We start from the raw sequence: 21,979 nt of genomic DNA on the forward strand, positions 1-21,979 counted from the left end.
CGCGTGCGGCGCGTTTGATGCGCACGCCGCGCGCCGGCTTCACGCGTTGCCGCTTCGCACGATCAGCAACGTTCCGGCACCGGATTCTTTTGCGGCGCTTGCGCTCGATAATCAGCGCTGGCCATTCCAGTTCTGGCCATTACGCACGCGCGGTGGCATATCGATTCGACGTGCCGCTTTCAGTTGCACGCACCGGGCGCCGCCGCCACGCTTCGCATAACGACTTCACATGATTGACGGAGCCGCACGCTCCGCAGGAGACACAGCCATGACGCACATGTTCGACGCGGGCCTCGGGCGCCGCGAGGCCAACTATGTTCCGTTGACGCCGATCGATTTCATCGCGCGAGCCGCCGACGTCTATGGCGACCGTCTCGCCATCGTGCATGGCCACATGCGCCGCACGTGGCGCGAGACGTACGAGCGCGCGCGGCGACTCGCGAGCGCGCTGCAACGCGCGGGCGTCGGCCGTGGCGATACCGTCGCGGCGCTGCTGCCCAATATCCCGCCGATGATCGAAGCGCACTTCGGCGTGCCGATGGCGGGGGCCGTGCTGAACACGCTCAACACGCGACTCGATATTCCGTCGATCCTTTACATGCTGCGTCATGGCGAAGCGAAAGTGCTGATCGTCGATACGGAATTCGGCGAGCTTGCGCAGCGCGCGGCGCAGGAATGCCCGCAATTGCGCATCGTCAGCGTGAGCGATGCGATGCCCGCGCGTGCGCAACACTTCGCGGGCGCGACCGACTACGAAGCGTTCCTGCAAGACGGCGATCCACTATTCGCATGGACGCCGCCCACCGACGAATGGGACGCCATCGCGCTCAACTACACGTCGGGCACGACGGGCGAGCCGAAGGGCGTCGTCTATCACCATCGCGGCGCGTATCTGAACGCGCTCAGCAACATCCTCGAATGGGACATGCCGAAGCACGCGGTGTATCTATGGACGCTGCCGCTTTTTCACTGCAACGGCTGGTGTTTTCCGTGGACGGTCGCGGCGCGCGCGGGCGTCAACGTCTGTCTGCGCAAGTTCGATCCGAAGCTCGTGTTCGAGCTGATCCGGCGCGAAGGCGTCACGCACTATTGCGGCGCGCCCATCGTGCAAAGCGCGCTCGCGAATGCGCCCGCCGAATGGCGCGAGGGCATCGCGCATCGCGTATCGACGATGGTCGCGGGCGCGGCGCCGTCGCCTGCCGTGATCGCGCGAATGAAGGCAATCGGTTTCGATCTGACGCACGTATATGGGCTCACGGAAGTGTACGGGCCGGCCTCCGTGTGCGCGAAGCAGGACGCGTGGGAAGCGCTCGCCGACGACGAACGCGCGCGGCTCAACGCGCGCCAGGGCGTGCGTTATCACCTGCAGGCGGCGATCGACGTGTGCGATCCCGATACGCTCGAACCCGTGCCGCGCGATGGCGAGACGATCGGCGAGCTGATGTTTCGCGGCAATATCTGCATGAAGGGCTATCTGAAGAACGAGCACGCCACCGATGCCGCATTTCGCGGCGGCTGGTTCCATACGGGCGATCTCGGCGTGATCACGGAAGACGGCTACGTGCGCATCAAGGATCGCAGCAAGGACATCATCATTTCGGGCGGCGAGAACATCTCCAGCATCGAGATCGAAGATGTTCTGTACCGGCATCCCGCCGTATCGGTTGCCGCCGTCGTCGCGATGCCGGACCCGAAATGGGGCGAAGTACCGTGCGCATTCGTCGAACTGAAGGAGGGCATGGACGCGAGCGCCGAAGAAATCATCGCGCACTGCCGGCAATTCCTTGCCGGGTTCAAATTGCCCAAAGCCGTGGTGTTTGGCGAATTGCCGAAAACCTCTACAGGCAAGATTCAAAAGTTCGAATTGCGCGCGCGCGTGAAATCGTCGAGTGCAATCGACCAGACGCGCGGCGATGCCTAGCACGCAAATCCGCGCGTCCTGTGGAAAGCGAGAGCCCGCGCCGCTTTTCGCGGCGCGCGTATCATGGAGGAATGCGGCGCGAACGCGGGAATGAATGCTAGAATCGGGTTCAATTCAGGGAACCGGCCTTGGCTCTTCAAGGTCCGTTGATGAGATCCAGTACTCACCGTGCGGGTTTTCACGACCATTCAATCGGCCGGAAATCAGTTAGCCGGGGCCGATTATCTGCGGGCCGCAAATATTGGCAGAGTCGTATTAAGGCTTCGCAGCAAGCGCGAGGCCTTTAATCTATTTGACGCGAGCTTATTGGCCGCGTTGTTCTAAACGTTATCGGCACGTTATGAAAGAGCGAGAGGAACATCGGACGCTCGACCTCGACGGTCAAGCGCGTGAGCGGCTGATCTTGTGGATTCGGCGCCGCATGGAGGAGTTCGGCATTACGCTCGAAGCACTCGAAGCGGCACTAATCGCCGATGCCGCCATACCCAGATACCGCGATGCTTTTGGACACGAATGGGACGGCACGGGCGAGCGCCCCGACTGGCTCACGCGCGCGATCAACGCCGGTCAGGACATCGAGCACTTCCGCGTCTGAGAGTGACTCTCACGTCGTCGAGTCGAAACGGGTTCAAACGAAAAAAGGCCCGCAATGTGGCGGGCTTCGAAAATACTGCTCGGAGTTTCGTTGCGCGATTTGACTCGCGCAACGCATCCTAACGATCATTTGTGAATACGCGATGAACCTTGCATGGAATGCATGCAAGGCTCTCGTGTTGTCGATTCAGCGTGCGCCGCATTACAGGTCACAGGTCGAAGAACACCGTTTCGTTCGGGCCTTGCATGTGAATGTCGAAGCGGTACACGACCTTGCCGCCGCGCTCCTCGCGCTTTGCGATCAGCGTCGCGCGGCGCTCCGCGGGAACGCTCGCGAGCACCGGGTCCTTGTCGTTTGCCGCAGCTTCGTCGTCGAAATAGACGCGCGTGAACGTGTGCAGCAGCATGCCGCGCATCGTGAGAATCACGTTCAGATGCGGCGCTTCTTCGGGCGATGCGCGCCCTGGCTTCACCGTCTCGATGATGAAGCGCTTGTGCGGGTCCGTGCCCGTGCCGAAGCGCGCAAAGCCGCGAAAGCCCGTCTTTGCCACGTCCTCGCGCGATTGCGGATAGCGTCCTTCGCTGTCCACTTGCGACACTTCGAGCATCGCATCGCCGATCGCTTCGCCGTTGCCGTCGAATACCTGGCCGACGAGCGTGACGTGCTCGCCCGCTGCTTCGCGCTCGGCCAACGTTCCCGTGAACAGGCTCTTCAGATCGAAATCGTATTGCTGCGGGCACAGGCCGTATGCGAAGTACGGTCCGACCGTTTGCGAAGGGGTTTCTTTAAGCGTCGTCATGATTTAGCGCTCCATCGGGGTTTCGTTCGGGCCGCGCAGCACGATGTCGAATTCGTAGCCGAGCGCGAAGCCTTCCTGCGTCACGTCGAGCGTGAAGCGCGAGATCAGCCGGTCGCGGGCCTGTTCCGGCGTGCCCAGGAAGATCGGGTCGTATTGCAGGAGCGGATCGCCGGGGAAGTACATCTGCGTGACGAGTCGCGAGCCGAAGTAGTCGCCGAACAGCGAGAAGTGGATGTGATTCGGGCGCCATGCGTTCGGGTGATTGCCCCACGGATACGCGCCGGGCTTGATCGTCATGAAGCGGTAGCGGCCTTCGTTATCGGTCAGGCAGCGGCCCGCGCCGAGAAAGTTCGGATCGAGCGGCGCATCGTGCTGGTCGTTCTTGTGCACGTAGCGGCCAGCGGCATTCGCCTGCCACACTTCGACGAGCGTATTGCGCACCGGGCGGCCGCCTTCGTCGAGCACGCGTCCCGTCACGATGATGCGCTCGCCGAGCGGCTCGCCGTTTTTCGCCGCATTGCGCGTGAGGTCATGATCGAGCGCGCCGAGATCTTCCGCGCCGTAGACGGGCACGCGCTGGTCGCGCAGCCGCTCCTTCAGCGGAATCAGCGGACGCGTCGGGCCGCGCTTGACGGACGAACCATACGGCGAATGGACATAGGCGGGATGCGAAGCGAAGTCGCGCGGACTCAGACTGGAATCGTCCATCAGATGTCTCCTTGGGGATTCGATTATGGGTAGTGGATGACGTGACTTTATAGAAGCCAGGAAGTTATGCAAAATGACGTTTTTTCCCGTCTCGTATAACGAACTGTTATGCAACGCAGCCTCGCCGACAGCCGCGTCAAGTTCCGTCATCTGCAGTGCTTTCTGGCCGTCGCGCAGTTCGGCGGCGTGCAGAAGGCGGCCGAGAGTCTGTCGATCACGCAGCCCGCCGTATCGAAGACGGTCGCCGAACTCGAAGACATCCTCGGCGTGCGCCTTTTCGAGCGCGGCCGCCACGGCGCCGTGCCGACGCGCGAAGGGCTGCTTTTCATGCCGCACGCGAGCGCGTGTGTGAGCGCGCTGCGCCAGGGCGTCGATCTGCTCGCGCGCGCGGAAGGCGAGGCGGCCGCGACGCTCGATATCGGCGTGCTGCCGACCGTGGCCACGTCGCTCGTGCCGCCTGTGCTGCGGCTTTTCGCGGAGCAGTGGCCCAATGCGATCGTGCGACTCAAGACGGCTTCGAACACCGAGCTGCTAGAACGTCTGAAGGCGGGCACGATCGAGTTCGCTGTCGGCAGGCTCGCCGATCCCGAGCGGATGGTGGGCCTCACGTTCGAACAGCTGTTTAGCGAGCCTCTCGTGGCCGTCGTGCGCGCCGGGCATGCGATGGCATCGGGCGCCGCATCGCCGACGACGCAATTGCATCGCTTTCCCGTCGTCGTGCCGCCGTACGGGACGCTGATCCGGCAGTCGGCGGAGAGCCTGCTGCGCGCGTGGGCCGTGCCGCCGCTGTCGTCGTTCGTCGAGGTGCTGTCGGTGTCGGTTGGCCGCGCGCTCGCGCTCGAGAACGATGCCGTGTGGTTCGTGCCTCGCAGCGCGATCGAATACGAACTGGCGCATGGCTTGCTCGTTCCGTTGCCGTTGCCCGTTGCGGGCACGGAGGAGCCAGTCGGGCTGATCCTGCGCTCGGACACGCAGCCCACGCCCGTAGGCCGCGCGCTGATCGACGCGGTGCGCAAGGTCGCGCGTGAGCGTCTCGCGCGCAATGGCACCACGGGCACCGCGGGCACTGCGGCCACTGCGCGCTCGCAGGAGCGGCGCGGCAAGACAGCGGCGAGGAAGAGCGCGAAGCCGCGACGCAGCGCAAAAAACGCACAAGCGCCGCGCTAGAGGTGCATCTTTGAACCAATTAGTACAAAATCGAGGTTGCGGGAGGGGCGGCGCGCGGTGTAAAACACGGGGCGCGGCAACCTGATCCGTTTGTCTGTCGAGTTGAACCAGCAAGAGCCATGGAGACGCACATGCCCAGCGACCTGCCGACCCCCACCGACGCGCTCAAGGCCGTCGCGGACCCGGAGCACAATCCGCTCGGCACGGCCGGTATCGAGTTCGTCGAATTCGCCGCGCGCCATCCGCAGGTGCTGGCCGATACCCTCGTGAAGCTCGGCTTCAAGCCGATCGCGCGTCACATCAGCAAGGACGTAACGCTGTTCCGCCAGGCCGACATGAATTTCCTGCTGAACGCCGAGCCGGATTCGTTCGCCGAGCGTTATGCGGAGGAATACGGCGCGGGCATTTGCGCGATCGGCATTCGCGTCGCCGATGCGCAGCGCGCTTACGACCGCGCGATCGAACTGGGCGCGTGGGCATTCGAAGGCGAGCGCGTCGGCAAGGGCGAACTGGTGATCCCGGCCATTCAGGGCATCGGCGATTCGCACATTTATTTCGTCGACCGCTGGCGCGGACGCGGAGGGCAGAAGGGCGGTCTCGGCGACATCTCCATCTTCGACATCGACTTCCGTCCGATCGAGGTCAGCACCGCGCAGGCCGATCTGAGCCACGCGGGCACGGGGCTCGTCGCCGTCGATCATCTGACGCAAACAGTCGGCGCGGGCCGCATGCAGGAATGGCTCGACTTCTATCGCGATCTGCTCAACTTCCGCGAGATTCACGAGTTGCATGCGAACTGGCACGTGTCGGCGGAATCGCGCGTGATGGTGTCGCCGTGCGGCGCGATCCGCATTCCGCTCTACGAGGAAGGCACGCCGCGCACGAGCCTGATGCACGAGTATCTGCCCGATCATCCGGGCGAAGGCGTGCAGCACATCGCGCTCGCCACCGACGATATCTTCGCGTGCGTCGACCGGCTGCTCGCGAACGGCATCGAACTCGTGGAGCCGCCGCCGCGCTACTACGATCAGATCGATGCGCGCTTGCCGGGGCATGGACTCGATATCGAGCGGCTCAAGCGCGGGCGAATTCTCGTCGATGGCGAGATCGGCGCCGATGGCGTGCCGCAACTGTTCTTCCAGACTTTCGTGCTGCGGCGCGAAGGGGAAATCTTCTTCGAAATCGTACAGCGCAAAGGCCATCACGGTTTCGGCGAGGGCAATCTCAGCGCGCTTGCGCAGGCGCGCGCCGCTACATAAGCGGCCCTGTTTCGGGCGATTGCCGCGCTTTACTTCTTCGACGTATTGTTGCCCTTGCCCGCATGAGGCAGATCGGCGTTCGTCGCCATCCACAGCACTTCGGCGTCTTCTTCGCTCGTCGAGACGGCCGCATGACCCGTGCGGCTGTCGAAATAGAGGCTGTCGCCCGCGTTCAGATGCGTCGGCGCATACAGTTCCGAATACAGGCACACGCTGCCGCTGATCACGTACAGAAACTCTTCGCCTTCGTGGCGGCCCCAGTCGTCGAAGGCGTCGAGCGTGTGCGCCGTGATGCGGATGCGAAACGGCAGCATCGCCTTGTGCGCGAGGTCCGTCGCCAGCAGTTCCATCTGATAGCCGCGATACGCGTGCCGCTGGCCCGCGTCCTTGCGCGTGAGCGCGCGCCGGCCGCTCGCGTTGACCTTCGGCGTCGAGCCGAACAGTTCGCCGAGATCGATCTTCAGGCCCACGACGATTTTTTGCAGCACGTCGAATGTCGGCGACATCAGGCCGTTTTCGATTTTCGACAACGTGGAGCGCGACACGCCGCACAAACGGCTGGCCGTTTCGAGCGTCAGGTCGTGTGCGAGCCGCGCGGCACGCACGCGCCGGCCGAGGTCCGACGTCGAGGTTTCAGGCGACTTGGTGAGTGAGGTGTCCATGAGCGTGAATGACAATGCGGCGTGGCGCTTTCGGGCATTTCGGGGCGGTTTCCGATCATAACATCCGCGTGTCCGCGCACCCTTGCGCGGCGTGCGGCAAGTACCGCCGTGCCGGCGAATTTCCGATCTGAAACGAACCCGGACAGTGTGCACGAGCGCCATTCACGCTGAAAAGCGCTCGACACGAAAACTCGGGAAAACCCTCATATTTCCCTTGTTTTATGAATCCGCGGAATCGCGCAAGAACGTGTCGCAGCGCCGCTTGTCGCCAGAAATCACGGCGTGTATAGTTTCCGAACTTACTTTTGTTTCGTATCGGAAATCAAAGGAATCCAGATGAACGCATCGAGCATCCTTGCCGAACTCGGCATTACGAACGCCGCACAAGCAGGCGATATCGCCGTCCATTCCCCCATCACGGGCGAACTCATCGGCCGGGTGGCGAGCCGCACCGCGGCGGAAGTCGATACCGTGCTGGCCAACGCGAAGCAGGCATTCGAGCAGTGGCGCAATGTTCCCGCGCCTCGCCGCGGCGAACTCGTGCGCATCCTCGGCCAGAAGCTGCGCGAGAAGAAACAGGCGCTCGGCAGCATCATCACGCTGGAGACGGGCAAGATCCTTCAGGAAGGCCTCGGCGAAGTGCAGGAGATGATCGACATCTGCGATTTCGCTGTCGGTCTGTCGCGCCAGCTATACGGCCTCACGATCGCATCGGAGCGCCCCGGCCACCGGATGGCCGAAACGTGGCATCCAATGGGCACCTGCGTCGTCATCTCGGCGTTCAATTTCCCGGCGGCCGTGTGGTCGTGGAATGCGGCGCTCGCGCTCGTTTGCGGCAATGCCGTGGTCTGGAAGCCGTCGGAGAAAACGCCGCTGACGGCGCTCGCCGTGAACCACATCCTCGACGAAGCGCTGAAGGAATTCGGCGATGCGCCCGCGGGCCTCACGACCGTCGTCATTGGCGGGCGCGATGTCGGCGCAAAGCTGGTTGCGGACCCGCGTGCGTCGATCGTCAGCGCGACGGGCAGCACGGAAATGGGCCGCACGGTCGGCGTCGAAGTGGCGAAGCGCTTCGGCCGCTCGCTGCTCGAACTCGGCGGCAACAACGCGGGCATCGTCGCGCAGACGGCGGATCAGGAGCTCGCGCTACGCGGCATCCTGTTCTCGGCGGTCGGCACGGCGGGGCAGCGTTGCACGTCGTTGCGACGCCTGTTCGTGCACGAGAGCGTGTACGAGCAGACCGTCGAGCGGCTGAAGCAGCTCTATGCGAAGGTGCCGATCGGCAATCCGCTCGAAAAGGGCACGCTGATGGGGCCGCTGATCGACAAGCAGTCGTTTGCGCGCATGCAGGAAGCGCTGCAACAGGCGGCGGTCGAGGGCGGCAAGGTGTTCGGCGGCGAGCGCGTCGAAGTGAAGGGCTATGAGGGCGGCTATTACGTGCGTCCCGCGCTCGTCGAAATGCCGTCGCAAACGGCCGTCGTGTTGAAGGAGACGTTTGCGCCCATTCTCTACGTGCTGCGCTACAAGGACTTCGACGATGCGATCGCGGGCAACAACGCGGCGCATCACGGCCTGTCGTCGTGTGTGTTCACGACCGACCTGCGCGAAGCCGAGCGCTTCACGTCGGACTCGGGCAGCGATTGCGGCATCGCGAACGTCAACATCGGACCGAGCGGCGCGGAAATCGGCGGCGCGTTCGGCGGCGAGAAGGAAACGGGCGGCGGACGCGAATCCGGCTCGGATGCGTGGAAGGCCTACATGCGACGCGCGACGAACACCGTCAATTATTCGTCGGCACTGCCGCTTGCTCAAGGCATCGACTTTAATCTCGGCTGATCGTGAAGGGCGGCGCGCATTTTTCACACTGCGCGCCGCTTTCTCGTACCTAAACCGCTGCCTCGCATTCTTCAACCTGTCGCGGACTTGCGCATTCGATGTCCGCTGAACCGCTTCGTCTGGAGTGGCACGTGAGTTCGAAAGTCGTCATTGTCGGTGGAGGCGTGATCGGCAGTTCGATCGCGTATTTTTTGCGGCTGTCGGACCCGACGGTCAGCGTCACGGTGATCGAGCGCGATCCGGCTTATACGCGGTCGTCGTCGGCACTGTCGGCGGCGTCGATCCGGCAGCAGTTCTCGACGCCGCTGTCGATCCAGATGTCGCTGTACGGAATCGAGTTCTTGCGATCGATCGGCGAGCGGCTGGAGGTCGACGGCGCGAAGCCCGCGATCGATCTGTACGAAGGCGGCTATCTGTTTCTCGCGACGCCTTCCGGCGAGGCGACGTTGCGCGAGAACCATGCGTTGCAAACGAGCCTTGGCGCCGATATCACGCTGCTCGACAAGCCTTCGCTCGGCGCGCGCTTTCCTTGGCTCAACACGGACGATCTGAGCGCGGGTGCACTCGGCGAAACGGGCGAGGGCTGGTTCGACGGCTATGGGCTCGTTCAGGCGCTGCGCAAGAAGGCACAAGCGCTCGGCGCGCGCTATATCGCCGACGACGTGACCGCGTTGAATCGCGAAGGCCGCTGCATCACGGGCGTCGTGACTTCACGCGGCGAGACGTATGCGTGCGATGTCATCGTGAACGCGGCGGGCCCGTGGGCGCGGCGTGTGGCATCGTTGGCGGGCATCGACATTCCTGTGTTCGCGCGCCGCCGCAGCATCTTCAACGTGAGTTCGCCGGCGAAGCTCGAACGCTGTCCGCTGTTGATCGACCCGACGGGCGTGTACTTCCGTCCCGAGGGCGCGACGTTCATTTGCGGGACTTCGCCTTCGCCGGACAACGACCCTGATGATCTGCCGCTCGATGAAGTCGATCACGCGCTATTCGACGACGTGATCTGGCCGACGCTCGCGCATCGTGTGCCGCAGTTCGAGGCGCTGCGTGTCGAGCATTGCTGGTCCGGGTACTACGAGTACAACGTGTTCGATCAGAACGCGATCATCGGACATCATCCCGAAGTCGACAACTGCATCTTCGCCAATGGGTTCAGTGGGCATGGATTGCAGCAGGGGCCTGCTACGGGACGCGGCGTCAGCGAACTCATTTTGCGCGGGCGCTATTTGACGCTCGATCTGTCGGCGCTCGGCTTTGATCGTGTGCTGGAGAACCGGCCGATCGTGGAGAAGAATGTCGTTTGACGGTGGTCTTGATGATGATGGTGGTGGTGTCTGCGGCGGCAGGCTAGAACAGATGCTTCAGCAAGCCCAACGGCCCACCACCTTGCACCCACACACGAGACACCACGAACCAGGCGCCCGCCCAGGACGCGGCGACAACGATCAGATCGCAATGTCCGCTATTCCACAGGTTCAGCGAATGACGACCTAGTATCCAGGGCACGCCCAAAGGATTGGGCCAGTCGGCGAGCAGATGCATCACGCCGCCGCAAGCAAATCCAAACGCGACGGCAGCAGCCGGATGATGTCCCATCGCATGCCACGAAAAGAACAGCATCGCGATCCAGCCGACGCCCCAATGCGTGGCCGTACGATGCGTGATCCAGAGACGCCGCTTGCGTGACCACCACGCCACTTCGAGCCAGTCGGGCGCCGTCGCGCCGGCGAGCCCCGCTGCAAACGCCAGCCAGATCCACACGTGAAAATGGCCGCGGTATCCGTAGCGCGCAGCCAGTGCCGCGGAGATCGCTCCGGCTGCCCAACCTGTCGCGTGATGTGCGTTGCTCGATGCCATTGATGTCTCGCGCCGATGCACGACGCGGAAAAACACGGGCGGCCATCTTCGCAGAAGCATGCGCAAAAAAATAGCCCGCAACTTTCGCGGGCTCATGCGTGGGGCCTGCTGTTACGAAGACTTACACATCATGTCGTGCAGCGCGCGATGGCAAAGCGCAGTTCTTCTTCAGGCGGATCGTCGCCCGTGCCGCGTACGACCTTGATGACGGAGCCGTTGCCCGAAGGCGTCAGTGAAATGAAATACGAACTGTTCGACGAAGAGCCGATCGTCAGATCGGTCACGCCATTGTTCTTCGAAACGTGCACGCGCGACAGCCGGCTGTTGAGGCAGCGTGCGATTTCGGATGCGGGACGCGCCGACGATGCATAGACCATCGGTTCGGCTGAAGCGCCGGATTCAGGGCCGCGCGACGATCCGCATGCAGCGAGAACGGCCAGGGGGGCGAGAAGGATGAGTCGTTTCATGATGATGTCGTCGGCGTCTCCATGCGGCGGGATCGTAGGGCGCGAGCGGAATGCAATGCGTCGCGACACGACCGCTTGCGTCGCGGCGACGTTCATTCAACTTCCATTCATCGAATGATCCGTCGACGATTGCAAACGGCCCACATCGAAGTATAGCCACGCGAGTCGCGTGCAATTGCCACATCGTGTTAGAAATTGAATCGAAGCGCAACGTCGCCCGCCGTCTAGAAGCGATTGAAGTACGCAACGCCAACCATCGTGCCGCCCGCGTTGCGGCTGTAGGTGATCGCCCAGTTGCCCAGCAGCGCGCCCGTCAATGCGCCCAGTGCATCCGCCGTCAGGTCCTTGTATGAAAAGCCGGAGGTGCGGCACGTGCCGTCGACGATTTCTTTCAGCAAGCCCGGCACCGTGCCGATCGACGTTCCGTAGACAACCGGGTGTTGCGTGTCGCGCGCGAGGTACGCGCCCAGTGCGCCAAACGGCGCCGATACCGCGAAGTGCGTGAGTTTGTCCGAACCTGTCCAGCTATCCGATGTTTGCAAACGCCAGCCGCCGCGTGAGCCATTGCAATCGAAACCCGCCTTGGCCGCCGAACTGGCGGCCAGCATCAGGGCGAGCGCGGTCGCTCGCTTCAATGTCGTCGTCATATGCTCTCCGATGTTGTTTTGAGTCGCGCGTCTTCTGTCAGAGACTTCCTGCGCTCGTACGCATTTAACGACAAACGAAGAGAATTTATTAGCAAACCGAAGGAAATACGTTAAACAATGTGTCAGACGACGGCGAGACCGGGCGAAAGCCGCCGCGTGAAAGATAAAAACGCGCGCGTCCGACTGTACGCGCGCGTTTGCCGTCGAGGACGGAGCCGGCTGATCTTTGCGCCCCGTCTTCGCGAATACCTGCTTGGATAACTGCTTAGAAGCGGTGACGCAGACCCACTGCCACGGCGGTCTGGTTTTGCGTCGACGACGGCGTCAGCGTGTTGATCGCTGCGACGTTCTCGCCGAAGTTGCCGAGCTTGCCCGAAGCGTGCTGGTAGACGCCTTCCAGGTACACGTCAGTGCGCTTGCTCAGCGAGTAGTCGCCTTGCAGCGAAACCGTGTGCCACTTCGGCGAACCCGAGCCGTTCGAACCCGACACCTTGCCGTCCGTGAACGTGTACGCGGCGGCGAGCGCGAGAGCCGGCGTCAGTTCGTAGCGGCCGTTCACTTCGTAGTTGTCCATGTGCAGGTTCGTGCCCGCCAGACCGTTGATGAACGTGCCGCCCACATTCGCGCTCTGCAGGTTGTCCAGTTGCGTGTGCGTCCACAGCAGGCCGACGGTTGCCGGACCATACGTATAGTTCGCGCCGACGCCATACGAGCGCTGCGTCTGTGCCGCCAGTTGCGCTGCGCCGCCCTGGCCTGTCGAGATCGCGCCGTTGGTGTTGTTGCTGCCCGCGTTGTTCAGTTGCAGGTAAGCCGCCGCGATGTTCAACGGGCCGTTCTTGTACGAAGCGCCCGCGCTCCATGCCCGGTTGTCCGCGAAGCCGTTAGCTTCGTTCGAGAAGCCATACAGGCCGCCGAATTGCAGGCCGGCGTAGTTCGCGCTCGTGTACTTGACTGCGTTCTTGATCGAGAACGAGTTGTCGAGGTTGTCGTTGTCGAACGGGTGGCCGGCCAGGTTGTTGCCGAAGCCCGAACCTGCTGCCGACAGCGGCGCCAGGTAGTCGACCATCGAGTCGTACTGGCGGCCGAGGGTCAGCGTACCGAACTGGTTGCTCTGCAGCCCGACGTAAGCCTGACGGTTGAACAGCGTGTTGTTTTCCTTCAGGCCGCCGTTGTTCAGGTCGAAGCCGTTTTCCAACGTGAAGATTGCATGCAGGCCGTTACCCAGGTCTTCGCTGCCGCGCAGGCCGAAGTACGTGTCCGAGACCGTGCCGCTGCCTTGCTGCCAGTTGCTGTGACCAGCCTGGTTGTTCGTGTAGACGAGGCCCGCATCCAGCGTGCCGTACAGCGTCACGCTGCTTTGCGCGTTGGCCGTTGCTGCGAATGCACCGAGAATGCCCGCGACGATAAGGGTTTTTTTCATGCTTTATTACTCCGAGACTTTGCGTGGAGATCGCAATACAGAACACGTGCTGCGATGCGTGCTGTCGATCCGGAGCGAAGTGTATTACCGATATGCATTCGCTTATTTCCATCTGATGCAACAATACTTTCCAGAATCGGGAATAGATGGATTAACGCCGCTAAGTGTTCTTCTTTAAAGGATTTTTTGAATTCGATGCGTATCGGGCGGGGTACTGTCAATCAATCGATTGTTGCGCCAGTGCGACGCCGAGGGTCGGAACCGCTCGGGTTAACCCGCTGTAAGCCGTTTTCAGCCGCATCTGCAAGCGTCGATTCATGCGATTTCTGGAAAGGTACTGTTCCAAGCAATGGACTCGAACCGGGCAGGCGTAGCTTATAGAATCCGTATACCCCTTGACCAAGGGTTGTCTTTTTCATCTGTTTTTTTACGCGGCCTTCGGGCCGCTTTTTTTGCGCGATTCAAATGCGAGCCAGGTCATTTGAATAAGTCGGAATAGACTATTTCGTAAATCGATAGCAAATCCGATCGAACTTTTTATTTGCGCGCAAATTGCCGTCGTTTTCTTGTCCTGTCGTTATAGGCATGGCCCTTGGCCGGGTTTGCCACGGCATGCGCGGGTAGAATGCGTGCCTTCGCGCCGAAATCCCTCGATGGCGCCCGACGAAACGCGAGCATCACCACAATGACCGATACGCTTCTTCCCGAATCCGACGCTGGCAACACATCCGATGCCGTGCACGAAGACCGCCTGTGGTGCGACAACGGCTGGACCGCGCGCGTCATCAAGAACGAGGACGACGACGGCTGGGCCGTCGAGATGATCAAGGACGGCGAGGCAGAGCCTGCGCTGGTGGGCCCATGGACGATGGGCCGCGACAAGAAGAATCCCAAGCCGCTCGACATCGGCGCTTTCAATACGCTGGTGAAGACGGCATCGGAAGTGCTGCGCCGGCATGAGCAGCAACTGCACGCGCAGTTGCACAAGCGGCTGACGGTGGAATCGGGTGACGGGAGCGTCGAGGTCACGCTCGACATCGTCCCCGACGAGGACGACCCCTACGCGCTGCTCACGGCGTTCGACGCACTCGGCGAGCAACTGGCGCAGGTGAAAGTCGCGCCGAACTTCAAGCTCAGCAGGGCGGGCGCGGCGTCGTGGGTCGAGAACGGGTTTCGTCGGCCGGGCTGACGCCGCTTTAGTCGTTGCGAGTTGCGCTTAGGCGGACGCGCTCTTGCCCAGCTCCGTCCTGATGCGCTCGGCCAGCGCGCGCAATTCATCGAGGTCGGCGCGTTCGGCCGCGTGAATCTTGAGCGGGATGCCGTCATGGCGCGGAATTACGTGGAAGTGCACGTGAGGCACGGTTTGTCCGGAAGCGGCGCCGTTCAGTTGCGCGATCATCATGCCGGGCGGATTGAGCGCGGCCTTCACGGCAATGGCTACCTTGCGCGTCGTGCGGATCGCGGCGGCCGTCGCGTCCTCGGACAGTTCGAAGAGCTCGGCGGCGGGCTCTTTCGGCAGAACCAGTACGTGACCTTCGGCTTGCGGCATGATGTCCATCAACGCGACGGTGTGCTCGTCTTCGTAGATGCGGATCGACGGCAGTTCATCGCGCAGGATGCGGGCAAACGGGTTCTGCTGATCGTAGGGCATGAGAGGCTCCGGTGGTCGGGCGCATCGGCTGTGTGTCGAAGGCCGTGCATGAATGATCCGGAGATTTTAGCCGACGAGATCGTGCGTATCGCATTCCCTGGCGCATCGACTCAATGCTTCGACGCGTTGCATCGACCGTTGCATCGATCCGCAACGCGCATCGATTTCTCTTTCGCGGCCGGTACTTGCGTGGCGTGTGCTCAGGTTGTCCACATCGTTACCCACGGATTCTGTGGACAAAGCCGGTGATACGGCTCGGCACGAGCGAGGGTTCATCAACGACGTGGTGGCGCGTGCATCGAGCGCAATTCGAGTCGCATCAATGACTTGCCTGGGTCTTGCCCAGGTTACTCACAGCCTTTTGAACAGAAAGTGTGGACAACCTCACTGCCGATGCACGCTTCGCCGGACCGTCGATACATGACGAAAGCGCAATGCATGCAGTCCACACATTCCGAGCCGCATCAACGACTTGCCGCATTCATACGCAGGATACTCACAGCCTTACCCACGAAAAGTGTTGATAACCGGCGCGCTCCTCATGCGCGAGGAAAGATGCAACCGCAACCGCTCTAACTGCGCTTGCAGAAAATCGCAGTCACATGGGGCGCGACATGATGGACGATCGCCGTGCTGCCCGCTGCGGTGACGGCGGCTTGCACCTTCTTCTCGCTTTCTTTGGGCCCGCCATGAGCGGGCCTTTTTTAACCGCTTCCGGATGCGGAGCGCATATCTTTCGCCCGTTCGGGCAATTTTCGAATTCTTCTGATATCTGCTTGTTTTTGCTTGTGCTCGAATCGCGGCAAGCCTATGCGCGTGCCGGTTTGCCATGTTTCGGAGACTCAGTGGACGCGATGGCGAAGTGGACGGAAGACGAGCGGGCCCGTGAGGTCGAGGAACCGCGCGGACGCCTGCCCGCCACGGTCAGTATCGACCAGCTTGGGAAGCGGAACATAAGCCAGTGCGCGATCTATGACCCCGAGACAGGTGACTGGCATTTCGTTGACCTGGACTGAGAGAAGGTACATGCCGCGTTACTAGATCAGGTTAGGTGATGGCACAACGGCGGGCAGCGAGGTCATTGAAGGAGAAACGTCCTGCACGCTGCATGGCGTACCGATGGCCTATCCCGGCGCGAAGGTCTGGTGCCCGGCCTGTAAGAGTACGGGCGAGATCTGCAATGTGCCGCCTTATCGTCCCGACACGATGATGGGCAAACAGACGGTCCTTGATGGCGATGAATGCCTCTGCAACTGCAGGCCGTATCCGAAGCTGATTGCGTCGCAGTACTGCGACTGGGCGGAGTTCAGCGCGGTGAACTGGCAGCGGTCGGGCTTGATGCCTTCGGCAATCCCCTGCAGTTTGGCGAGCAGTTTGTGATTAGGGACCGGCAGACCGGTCGAGCGCTTGCCAATGTCCGCTACACGATCGGGACAGCATCGGGGCGAAGCGTTAGCGGCGTGACCAATTCGATGGGGCGCACGCAGCGGGTAAGCACGAGCGGTGCCGAAAATCTGACGTTTCACATCGAAGAAACAGCATAAGGGAGAACGTATGGAACGACTTGTCAAAGCGGGAGACAGAACGACAACTGGCGGACGGGTGATGAGCGGAACATCGTCGCAGTATGAAGACGGCGAGGCGCTGTGCTGCGACGGCGACATGGCAACCTGCGGCAACTGCAAGGGTGTGTACCCCATCTTCGGCACAGCACGCACCTGGCTCGATGAAGGCAGGTCGATGGTGCTGGACCTTGATCATGTGGGATGTCCATGCAGGAAGAATCGTGTACTGGCATCGGGTCGCATGTCGATGTTCTACAGCACGGGCCACAACGCGTCTGTTATGCCGGTATCGACGCCCAACCCGGCTGCGGCTCCGGCCTGCGACGAACAGTTCGTGCTGCGCGATTCGATTACGAGCGAGCCTTTACAGGGTGTGGCTTACCGGATCGTGAGCAGGACAGAAGCCGTACTGGCGTCGGGTGTCACCGATAGCAATGGAGCTACAGTGCGGGTCGCCACGGATACGGCCGCAAGTTTGAGTCTGGAAGTGACGGAGAATCTATAAATGCATAACTTCAAAACGGACGATGACGGTGATTGGATTGAGGTTCATTCTGGAGCGGTCACGAACACAAACCCCGGATCAATGGTTCATGTGAAAATAAATACCGAGCGCATATGCTCAAACATGTCGAACAAGGAGTTTAAAGAAGCGGTCATGAGGGCGCGGGATGCCGGTGTCTCCCTGATTAAGGAGCGCATTACGGCCGTTGCGCGATGGGATGTAAACGAGCAGGCGCGCGCAAAGACTTACTTCGGGCGAGCGGATGACGAAATTCGAAGCACGTTAACCACAGGGCTTCCCCGCTTGCTTGCAGCAATGCAGGAACTGGTGCCAGAGAAAATCGTGCGCTGGGATGGTGAACTGAGCAGGAACCTTACGTGTTCAGTCGTTCCCGATAACGGAACCAATCACGCCGCAGTGTGTAAGCCCGATTCAGAAAAGCGAGTTATCGCGATCTACTCGAAATTTTGCAATGATTCGCTTGGCGAGTTATTTCACGCTGCAAAGGTCAAGGTGTTAATTCATGAATGCACGCACTATACGGACACTTTCAATTCGGATGACATCATTTACGGCGACACAGAAGTTGGCATGAAGATATTCGCTCTGCAAAATCCAGAGCGCGCGATCAGGAACGCGGACAGCATAACTGGTTATATTGCAACGTTTGATAGGATCATTATTAAATGAGCAAGAGGCGTAATTTCCTGTCTAGCGTCGTGGCAGTAGCGCTTGCCATATCAGGTTGCCTGTACGGTTCGGCTAGTGCTTGCACTATCGGAGAAGAAGCGCAGGCACATTTGCCATTCAACACAACGACGCTTTCGAATGTCGACAGGCTCGCGATTGCCGATATCGTGATTGAGGCGAAAAGATGGCCCGACGTGCAGATTCAAGCGGTTGTGATTGCTGGAGCCTACATCGGTGAGCGGAACGTGGATCGGCTGAAAGAAGCCCGCGCCGAGAACGTGAAAGCGTATTTGCAGCAACTTGGAATCAAGAGTGAAAACATCTTGATCGATAAAAAAACGTTTACGGATGAAATGGTCGTAAAGCGTCCCGATGGAACATTCTGTATCCGTCAAGTCGTGGTCGAACTGACTCCGATATGTAAAGGTAGCTGCGCATGGCTTTGCGACGATCCACGAGTAACACCGCATAGCAGAGCTATCAAATAGGAACAGTAGTCCCGCCTCGGCGGGGCTTTACGGTCCTTTGATTATTCAGTGCATCATGGAATAATCTCCCTTTTGCCGAGCCTTCGGCAGTGACTTGAAAAATGCCGCGCCCGGAGGCGCCGCAAAGCTGGCTCACTGCTCTCCGATCGAGCGCATGGAAACAACCGCAAGAACTACTTCACGTTTCGCGCTGACCATCGTCGTGACCATTTCGAATTCGGTGACACGCTGTCTGGCGTGTTCGACGGCGTTTTGATGATGCGCTCAAACGGCGCAGGACATGGCGCTGGCTGGTGGTGAGAATGTCGGCTTCTCGTTCCGTGCTGACTCAAACCACGTTCATCGAACAGACCCGTCACCACAAAATACGGAGAGCGGCCACATGGACCTCTTCGTCGATTCCCCACAAGCCTGCATATGTGCGAGGAAAGAGCCAACCGCAACCGCTCTAACTCCGCTTGCAGAAAATCGCCGTCACATGCGGTGCGACATGATGGACGATCGCCGTGCTGCCCGCTGCGGTGACGGCGGCTTGCACCTTCTCGTCGCTGCCCCAGACGACGGCGCCATAAGCCGACTTCGCAAGCGGCTCGCCGTTGCCGACGCGAAAGATGGGATCGTCCTGTTCATATCCGACGATGGCGAACACACTGAAGCCATACGCGTTCAGGTTCGCGCCGCGCACGGGGCTAAACGCGTTGATCGAGTTGCTCTCGACGCGCATCGGCTTCGGATCGATCAACTGCTGGGCGGCCAGATCGGCGATGAACTTGTGCGCCGATTCTTCGCACGCGAGAGCGGCATCGAGCGACGCGGCGCGCGCGACAAACGGCAGCGCCGACAGCATCAGCGCAAGCAGAACAGGGCGGACAAAAAAGCGTTTCATGGTATCGACAAAACGTCCCCGCGACGGCTCGCGCGCGGATAACTTCAAATGAAAGAGCAAGAGGAAAATCAAAGGCGATTCATGCCGGGCGAATCAAAAACAACGGGTTCATAACGGAGAAAGCGCCGGCAAAAGCGCAGTACGCAGGAATTAGCGCGATAAAACCGGTAACAAAGGCGCGACAGACGCGCACTCTACCTGCGTTCGACAATTCGTGCTGTCGGGTCAACCACGGGTAGGTCATTGAAAAGCAACATAATTGTGAGTGACCGAGGCAAGAAATCGCGATCCCGTATATATTTCCGGGTTATGACTTCGCAATCCAATCCTCCCCGGAATGTCCCGCTGCCCAAAATGTGGGATGCCAGGCTTGCCCGGCGGCTCATCATGCCGCTCGTCGATACACACGTTACGCCCAACCATCTGACGACCGTACGCCTGCTGATCGGTTTCGCAGGCGGCCTTGCATTGGCGCGCGGCGGTTTCGCGTGGACCAACGTCGGAGCGTTTCTGATCGTGCTCTCCAACTTCGTCGATCACACGGATGGCGAGCTTGCGCGCGTCAGCGGCAAGTCAAGTCGCATCGGTCATTTTTACGACCTCGCTTCCGATGCGCTCGTCACCGTGCTGCTGTTCGCGGGCATGGGCTACGGGATGACGTCATCGCAAGTCGGCGATCTGATCGGCCTCGCGGTATCGCCGTTGCTGCTCGGCACCGTCGCGGGCATCGCGGTTGCGCTGATCTTCTTCCTGCGCATGCGCATCGAGGAGATGGCGGGCAAGGCGGGCACCAGACAGGCGTCCGTCGGCGGCTTCGAGACGGAAGACATTCTGTATCTTCTGCCCCTCGTCACGCTGATGAGCGGCGTCGCGCCGTTTCTCGTGGCCGCGTCGATCGGCGCGCCGCTCTTTGCTGTGTACGTCGTGATCGACTACCGTCGCGTCGTGCACCGAACGCGCTCGGCGCAAGAAACCAGTCATGCATGGGTGAGCCGATGAGCACGCCCGCACAAGAACACGTGACCACATCCAACTCGTTGAACAATGCCGGCCTCGCGCCGGCTTCTGTTGTTTCCGGGGCTGCTTCGTCGTCCGCGAATGCCGCGCCCGATGCGGATCGCGCCGTCGCGGACCGCATCCGCACCTTCGATAACGCGCAACTACGCAAGGATTTCGACGACCAGAGCGCGTTTCTGTACCTCGAAGATTTCCTCGCGCCGGAAGTGACGGCGCAACTGATCGCTGCGGCACGCGCGCTCCTGCCCGAAGTGAACCGCAACTATCTGCCGGGGCACAAGCAGGGCGGCAGCGTCAGCCGCCATACGATCGACAGTCTCGCGCCGTTCATCGCGCGGCTTTATCGCTCGAAGGAGCTGATCGGCTGGCTCGAGCATCTGACGGGCGACAAGCTGCTGCTGTCGCCGCCCGACGATCCGCACGCGTACGCGCTCTACTACTACACGAAGCCGGGCGACCATATCGGCTGGCACTACGACACGTCGTACTACGACGGCCGCCGTTACACGCTGCTGCTCGGCGTGATCGACGAATCGTCATGCCGTCTCGACTACGAGTTGCACACGCGCAACCCGGACAAGGCCGATGCGCCCGGTTCGGTGCAGATTCCTCCGGGCGGTCTCGTGTTCTTCGACGGCGACAAGCTGCGTCATCGCATCACGCCCGCGCTCGACAACGAAATGCGCGTGTCGCTCACATTCGAATACGTGACCGATCCGAACATGCGCCCGTGGCGCCGCGTGATTTCGAATCTGAAGGACGCGATCGCGTACTTCGGCTTTCGCCAGGTGTTCAGCCAGCTGTCGCGCCGCAACGCCAGGGGAGAAGGCGCGTGACGCGCGCAGCGATGATCCTGCTGACGATCGGCGGGGCGCTGTTCGTCGCATTGCTCGCGTGGCAGGGCTTCGGCCCCGTCGTGTCGACGCTGATGGCGGCGGGCTGGGGCCTCGCGCTCGTCGCCGCGTTCCATCTGCTGCCGCTCGTGCTCGATGCGGGCGCGATCTCCGTGATGTTCGACAGGAAAGCGCGGCATGTCACCGAGCGCGACGCGGTGTTCGCGCGCTGGATCGGCGAATCGGTGAACAGCCTGTTGCCCGCTGGTCAGATCGGCGGGCCGGTGATGATGGTCCGTCAACTGTCGCAGCGCGGTCTGCGCATGCGTGACGCCGCGGCGGCGATTACCGTCAGCACGACATTGCAGGCGCTTGCGCAGATCGTCTTCGCGATGCTCGGCTTGCTGCTGTTCGGCGCATCGGCGGCGCACGGCGCAATGCACGACCTGCAGACAGCCGCGTTGATCGCAACAGGCGTGCTTGGCGCGCTGATCGCCGGCTTCTATATGGCGCAGCGGCGCGGCCTGTTCGGCAAGGCGCTGCGCGTGCTGTCGAAGGTGTTCGGCAAACGCGACTGGTCGTCGTTGACGACGCGCGCCGATGCCGTCGATGTCGCCGTGCGCGAACTCTACGCGCAGCGCGGCAAGGTCGCCGCGAGCTTCGCGCTGAGCCTCGCGGGCTGGATCGTCGGTACGGTGGAAGTGTGGCTCGCGCTGCGCTTTCTCGGCCATCCCGTTGGCTGGATCGACGCGCTGCTGCTCGAAAGCCTCGGCCAGGCGATCCGCGGCGCGGCCTTCGCGATTCCCGGCTCGCTCGGCGTCCAGGAAGGCGGCTATCTGCTGCTCGCGCCGCTCGTCGGCCTGCCGCCCGAAGCGGCGTTGGCGCTGTCGCTGGTGAAGCGCGCACGTGAGTTGCTGCTCGGCTTGCCGGGCCTGCTGTATCTGCATTTCAGCGAACGTAGCTGGCAGCGGCGGCGCGCAACGCGTCTGCCCGCTGTCGATTGATA

24 protein-coding genes and 1 pseudogene are annotated in these 21,979 nt (G+C 61.5%); 16 read left to right on the plus strand and 9 right to left on the minus strand.

All coding sequences use genetic code 11. The features are described from left to right. Positions 1 to 268 precede the first annotated feature (268 nt). Positions 269 to 1,921: an acyl-CoA synthetase gene (locus BN2476_RS27235; RefSeq protein ID WP_087737323.1), complete on the plus strand. Its 1,653-nt coding sequence runs from the start codon at positions 269 to 271 to the stop codon at positions 1,919 to 1,921. A 340-nt stretch (positions 1,922 to 2,261) separates the two neighbouring features. Then, positions 2,262 to 2,516 carry an H-NS family nucleoid-associated regulatory protein gene (locus tag BN2476_RS27240; RefSeq protein ID WP_087737324.1) on the plus strand — a complete coding sequence of 85 codons (255 nt, stop codon included), beginning with the start codon at positions 2,262 to 2,264 and terminating at the stop codon, positions 2,514 to 2,516. A 208-nt stretch (positions 2,517 to 2,724) separates the two neighbouring features. Here BN2476_RS27240 and pcaG read toward each other — a convergent pair whose 3' ends face one another. Next, on the minus strand, positions 2,725 to 3,315 hold the full coding sequence (pcaG, locus tag BN2476_RS27245) for a protocatechuate 3,4-dioxygenase subunit alpha (RefSeq protein ID WP_087737325.1): 591 nt from the start codon (positions 3,313 to 3,315) through the stop codon (positions 2,725 to 2,727). Between the two features lie 3 nt (positions 3,316 to 3,318). Further along, the gene (gene pcaH, locus BN2476_RS27250) at positions 3,319 to 4,023 is read right to left on the minus strand and encodes a protocatechuate 3,4-dioxygenase subunit beta (RefSeq protein ID WP_087737326.1); all 705 of its coding nucleotides are present in this window, start codon (positions 4,021 to 4,023) and stop codon (positions 3,319 to 3,321) included. Between the two features lie 108 nt (positions 4,024 to 4,131). Between pcaH and pcaQ the strand changes: the two genes are divergently transcribed. Beyond that, positions 4,132 to 5,190 (plus strand): pca operon transcription factor PcaQ, encoded by a 1,059-nt coding sequence (pcaQ, locus tag BN2476_RS27255; protein WP_087737327.1) that lies wholly within the window; start codon positions 4,132 to 4,134, stop codon positions 5,188 to 5,190. 131 nt (positions 5,191 to 5,321) lie between these two features. After that, positions 5,322 to 6,449, plus strand: coding sequence for a 4-hydroxyphenylpyruvate dioxygenase family protein (locus BN2476_RS27260; protein WP_087737354.1), 1,128 nt, complete (start codon positions 5,322 to 5,324; stop codon positions 6,447 to 6,449). Between the two features lie 29 nt (positions 6,450 to 6,478). On the opposite strand, the gene BN2476_RS27265 is transcribed toward BN2476_RS27260, so the two are convergent. Continuing rightward, entirely contained in the window at positions 6,479 to 7,111 is a 633-nt protein-coding gene (locus tag BN2476_RS27265) for a helix-turn-helix domain-containing protein (protein WP_087737328.1), read from the minus strand. 336 nt (positions 7,112 to 7,447) lie between these two features. Between BN2476_RS27265 and amaB the strand changes: the two genes are divergently transcribed. Beyond that, a complete protein-coding gene (amaB, locus tag BN2476_RS27270; protein WP_087737329.1) occupies positions 7,448 to 8,947 on the plus strand; it encodes an L-piperidine-6-carboxylate dehydrogenase in 1,500 nt (499 codons plus the stop codon). 131 nt (positions 8,948 to 9,078) lie between these two features. After that, the gene (locus BN2476_RS27275) at positions 9,079 to 10,251 is read left to right on the plus strand and encodes an NAD(P)/FAD-dependent oxidoreductase (RefSeq protein WP_087737355.1); all 1,173 of its coding nucleotides are present in this window, start codon (positions 9,079 to 9,081) and stop codon (positions 10,249 to 10,251) included. A 43-nt stretch (positions 10,252 to 10,294) separates the two neighbouring features. Here BN2476_RS27275 and BN2476_RS27280 read toward each other — a convergent pair whose 3' ends face one another. The 4 genes from BN2476_RS27280 to BN2476_RS27295 form a co-directional block, all read right to left on the minus strand. Further along, positions 10,295 to 10,804: a metal-dependent hydrolase gene (locus BN2476_RS27280; RefSeq protein WP_087737356.1), complete on the minus strand. Its 510-nt coding sequence runs from the start codon at positions 10,802 to 10,804 to the stop codon at positions 10,295 to 10,297. Positions 10,805 to 10,932: 128 nt separating this feature from the next. Further along, positions 10,933 to 11,271 carry a sugar ABC transporter ATPase gene (locus BN2476_RS27285; protein ID WP_087737357.1) on the minus strand — a complete coding sequence of 113 codons (339 nt, stop codon included), beginning with the start codon at positions 11,269 to 11,271 and terminating at the stop codon, positions 10,933 to 10,935. A gap of 224 nt (positions 11,272 to 11,495) precedes the next feature. After that, on the minus strand, positions 11,496 to 11,918 hold the full coding sequence (locus BN2476_RS27290) for a YfiM family lipoprotein (RefSeq protein ID WP_087737330.1): 423 nt from the start codon (positions 11,916 to 11,918) through the stop codon (positions 11,496 to 11,498). Positions 11,919 to 12,183: 265 nt separating this feature from the next. Next, positions 12,184 to 13,338, minus strand: a complete 1,155-nt coding sequence (locus BN2476_RS27295) for a porin (protein WP_087737331.1) — start codon at positions 13,336 to 13,338, stop codon at positions 12,184 to 12,186. A gap of 685 nt (positions 13,339 to 14,023) precedes the next feature. Between BN2476_RS27295 and BN2476_RS27300 the strand changes: the two genes are divergently transcribed. Then, positions 14,024 to 14,527 carry a hypothetical protein gene (locus BN2476_RS27300; RefSeq protein WP_087737332.1) on the plus strand — a complete coding sequence of 168 codons (504 nt, stop codon included), beginning with the start codon at positions 14,024 to 14,026 and terminating at the stop codon, positions 14,525 to 14,527. A 27-nt stretch (positions 14,528 to 14,554) separates the two neighbouring features. Here BN2476_RS27300 and BN2476_RS27305 read toward each other — a convergent pair whose 3' ends face one another. Continuing rightward, positions 14,555 to 14,989, minus strand: coding sequence for an HIT family protein (locus BN2476_RS27305; protein ID WP_087737333.1), 435 nt, complete (start codon positions 14,987 to 14,989; stop codon positions 14,555 to 14,557). Positions 14,990 to 15,603: 614 nt separating this feature from the next. Here BN2476_RS27305 and BN2476_RS45740 point away from each other — a divergent pair. The 6 genes and pseudogenes from BN2476_RS45740 (at position 15,604) to BN2476_RS27330 (ending at position 18,237) form a co-directional block, all read left to right on the plus strand. Further along, positions 15,604 to 16,005 (plus strand): hypothetical protein, encoded by a 402-nt coding sequence (locus BN2476_RS45740; RefSeq protein WP_143811054.1) that lies wholly within the window; start codon positions 15,604 to 15,606, stop codon positions 16,003 to 16,005. Positions 16,006 to 16,093: 88 nt separating this feature from the next. Continuing rightward, positions 16,094 to 16,189 (plus strand): annotated as a pseudogene (locus BN2476_RS48510) (PAAR domain-containing protein); the annotation flags it as partial. A gap of 41 nt (positions 16,190 to 16,230) precedes the next feature. Continuing rightward, a complete protein-coding gene (locus BN2476_RS48515; RefSeq protein ID WP_235850985.1) occupies positions 16,231 to 16,533 on the plus strand; it encodes a hypothetical protein in 303 nt (100 codons plus the stop codon). A gap of 10 nt (positions 16,534 to 16,543) precedes the next feature. Continuing rightward, entirely contained in the window at positions 16,544 to 17,059 is a 516-nt protein-coding gene (locus tag BN2476_RS27320; protein ID WP_087737336.1) for a PAAR domain-containing protein, read from the plus strand. Beyond that, a complete protein-coding gene (locus BN2476_RS27325) occupies positions 17,060 to 17,749 on the plus strand; it encodes a M35 family metalloendopeptidase (RefSeq protein WP_087737337.1) in 690 nt (229 codons plus the stop codon). It abuts the gene before it with no gap. Next, the gene (locus tag BN2476_RS27330; RefSeq protein WP_087737338.1) at positions 17,746 to 18,237 is read left to right on the plus strand and encodes an OmpA family protein; all 492 of its coding nucleotides are present in this window, start codon (positions 17,746 to 17,748) and stop codon (positions 18,235 to 18,237) included. The genes BN2476_RS27325 and BN2476_RS27330 overlap by 4 nt, the downstream gene beginning before the upstream one ends. 448 nt (positions 18,238 to 18,685) lie before the next feature. Here the strand turns inward: BN2476_RS27330 and BN2476_RS27335 are convergent, their stop codons facing one another. Next, positions 18,686 to 19,123, minus strand: a complete 438-nt coding sequence (locus BN2476_RS27335; protein WP_087737358.1) for a hypothetical protein — start codon at positions 19,121 to 19,123, stop codon at positions 18,686 to 18,688. A 309-nt stretch (positions 19,124 to 19,432) separates the two neighbouring features. Between BN2476_RS27335 and BN2476_RS27340 the strand changes: the two genes are divergently transcribed. From BN2476_RS27340 to BN2476_RS27350, 3 genes are read left to right on the plus strand one after another with little or no spacing between them, the layout of a single operon-like run. Continuing rightward, entirely contained in the window at positions 19,433 to 20,122 is a 690-nt protein-coding gene (locus BN2476_RS27340; protein ID WP_087737339.1) for a CDP-alcohol phosphatidyltransferase family protein, read from the plus strand. Beyond that, the gene (locus tag BN2476_RS27345; protein WP_087737340.1) at positions 20,119 to 20,976 is read left to right on the plus strand and encodes a HalD/BesD family halogenase; all 858 of its coding nucleotides are present in this window, start codon (positions 20,119 to 20,121) and stop codon (positions 20,974 to 20,976) included. Before BN2476_RS27340 ends, BN2476_RS27345 begins: the two co-directional genes overlap by 4 nt. Beyond that, the gene (locus tag BN2476_RS27350; protein WP_087737341.1) at positions 20,973 to 21,977 is read left to right on the plus strand and encodes a flippase-like domain-containing protein; all 1,005 of its coding nucleotides are present in this window, start codon (positions 20,973 to 20,975) and stop codon (positions 21,975 to 21,977) included. Before BN2476_RS27345 ends, BN2476_RS27350 begins: the two co-directional genes overlap by 4 nt. Positions 21,978 to 21,979 lie beyond the last annotated feature (2 nt).

The organism is Paraburkholderia piptadeniae, from assembly GCF_900007165.1.
GTDB lineage: Bacteria > Pseudomonadota > Gammaproteobacteria > Burkholderiales > Burkholderiaceae > Paraburkholderia > Paraburkholderia piptadeniae.

Excerpts from the sequence above, each read along its gene's own strand:
- BN2476_RS27235 (WP_087737323.1), top strand. The coding sequence starts at position 269 with ATGACGCACATGTTCGACGCGGGCCTCGGGCGCCGCGAGGCCAACTAT.
- BN2476_RS27240 (WP_087737324.1), top strand. The coding sequence starts at position 2,262 with ATGAAAGAGCGAGAGGAACATCGGACGCTCGACCTCGACGGTCAAGCG.
- pcaG (WP_087737325.1), bottom strand. The coding sequence starts at position 3,315 with ATGACGACGCTTAAAGAAACCCCTTCGCAAACGGTCGGACCGTACTTC.
- pcaH (WP_087737326.1), bottom strand. The coding sequence starts at position 4,023 with ATGGACGATTCCAGTCTGAGTCCGCGCGACTTCGCTTCGCATCCCGCC.
- pcaQ (WP_087737327.1), top strand. The coding sequence starts at position 4,132 with ATGCAACGCAGCCTCGCCGACAGCCGCGTCAAGTTCCGTCATCTGCAG.
- BN2476_RS27260 (WP_087737354.1), top strand. The coding sequence starts at position 5,322 with ATGCCCAGCGACCTGCCGACCCCCACCGACGCGCTCAAGGCCGTCGCG.
- BN2476_RS27265 (WP_087737328.1), bottom strand. The coding sequence starts at position 7,111 with ATGGACACCTCACTCACCAAGTCGCCTGAAACCTCGACGTCGGACCTC.
- amaB (WP_087737329.1), top strand. The coding sequence starts at position 7,448 with ATGAACGCATCGAGCATCCTTGCCGAACTCGGCATTACGAACGCCGCA.
- BN2476_RS27280 (WP_087737356.1), bottom strand. The coding sequence starts at position 10,804 with ATGGCATCGAGCAACGCACATCACGCGACAGGTTGGGCAGCCGGAGCG.
- BN2476_RS27285 (WP_087737357.1), bottom strand. The coding sequence starts at position 11,271 with ATGAAACGACTCATCCTTCTCGCCCCCCTGGCCGTTCTCGCTGCATGC.
- BN2476_RS27290 (WP_087737330.1), bottom strand. The coding sequence starts at position 11,918 with ATGACGACGACATTGAAGCGAGCGACCGCGCTCGCCCTGATGCTGGCC.
- BN2476_RS27295 (WP_087737331.1), bottom strand. The coding sequence starts at position 13,338 with ATGAAAAAAACCCTTATCGTCGCGGGCATTCTCGGTGCATTCGCAGCA.
- BN2476_RS27300 (WP_087737332.1), top strand. The coding sequence starts at position 14,024 with ATGACCGATACGCTTCTTCCCGAATCCGACGCTGGCAACACATCCGAT.
- BN2476_RS27305 (WP_087737333.1), bottom strand. The coding sequence starts at position 14,989 with ATGCCCTACGATCAGCAGAACCCGTTTGCCCGCATCCTGCGCGATGAA.
- BN2476_RS45740 (WP_143811054.1), top strand. The coding sequence starts at position 15,604 with ATGATGGACGATCGCCGTGCTGCCCGCTGCGGTGACGGCGGCTTGCAC.
- BN2476_RS48515 (WP_235850985.1), top strand. The coding sequence starts at position 16,231 with ATGCCTCTGCAACTGCAGGCCGTATCCGAAGCTGATTGCGTCGCAGTA.
- BN2476_RS27320 (WP_087737336.1), top strand. The coding sequence starts at position 16,544 with ATGGAACGACTTGTCAAAGCGGGAGACAGAACGACAACTGGCGGACGG.
- BN2476_RS27325 (WP_087737337.1), top strand. The coding sequence starts at position 17,060 with ATGCATAACTTCAAAACGGACGATGACGGTGATTGGATTGAGGTTCAT.
- BN2476_RS27330 (WP_087737338.1), top strand. The coding sequence starts at position 17,746 with ATGAGCAAGAGGCGTAATTTCCTGTCTAGCGTCGTGGCAGTAGCGCTT.
- BN2476_RS27335 (WP_087737358.1), bottom strand. The coding sequence starts at position 19,123 with ATGAAACGCTTTTTTGTCCGCCCTGTTCTGCTTGCGCTGATGCTGTCG.
- BN2476_RS27340 (WP_087737339.1), top strand. The coding sequence starts at position 19,433 with ATGACTTCGCAATCCAATCCTCCCCGGAATGTCCCGCTGCCCAAAATG.
- BN2476_RS27345 (WP_087737340.1), top strand. The coding sequence starts at position 20,119 with ATGAGCACGCCCGCACAAGAACACGTGACCACATCCAACTCGTTGAAC.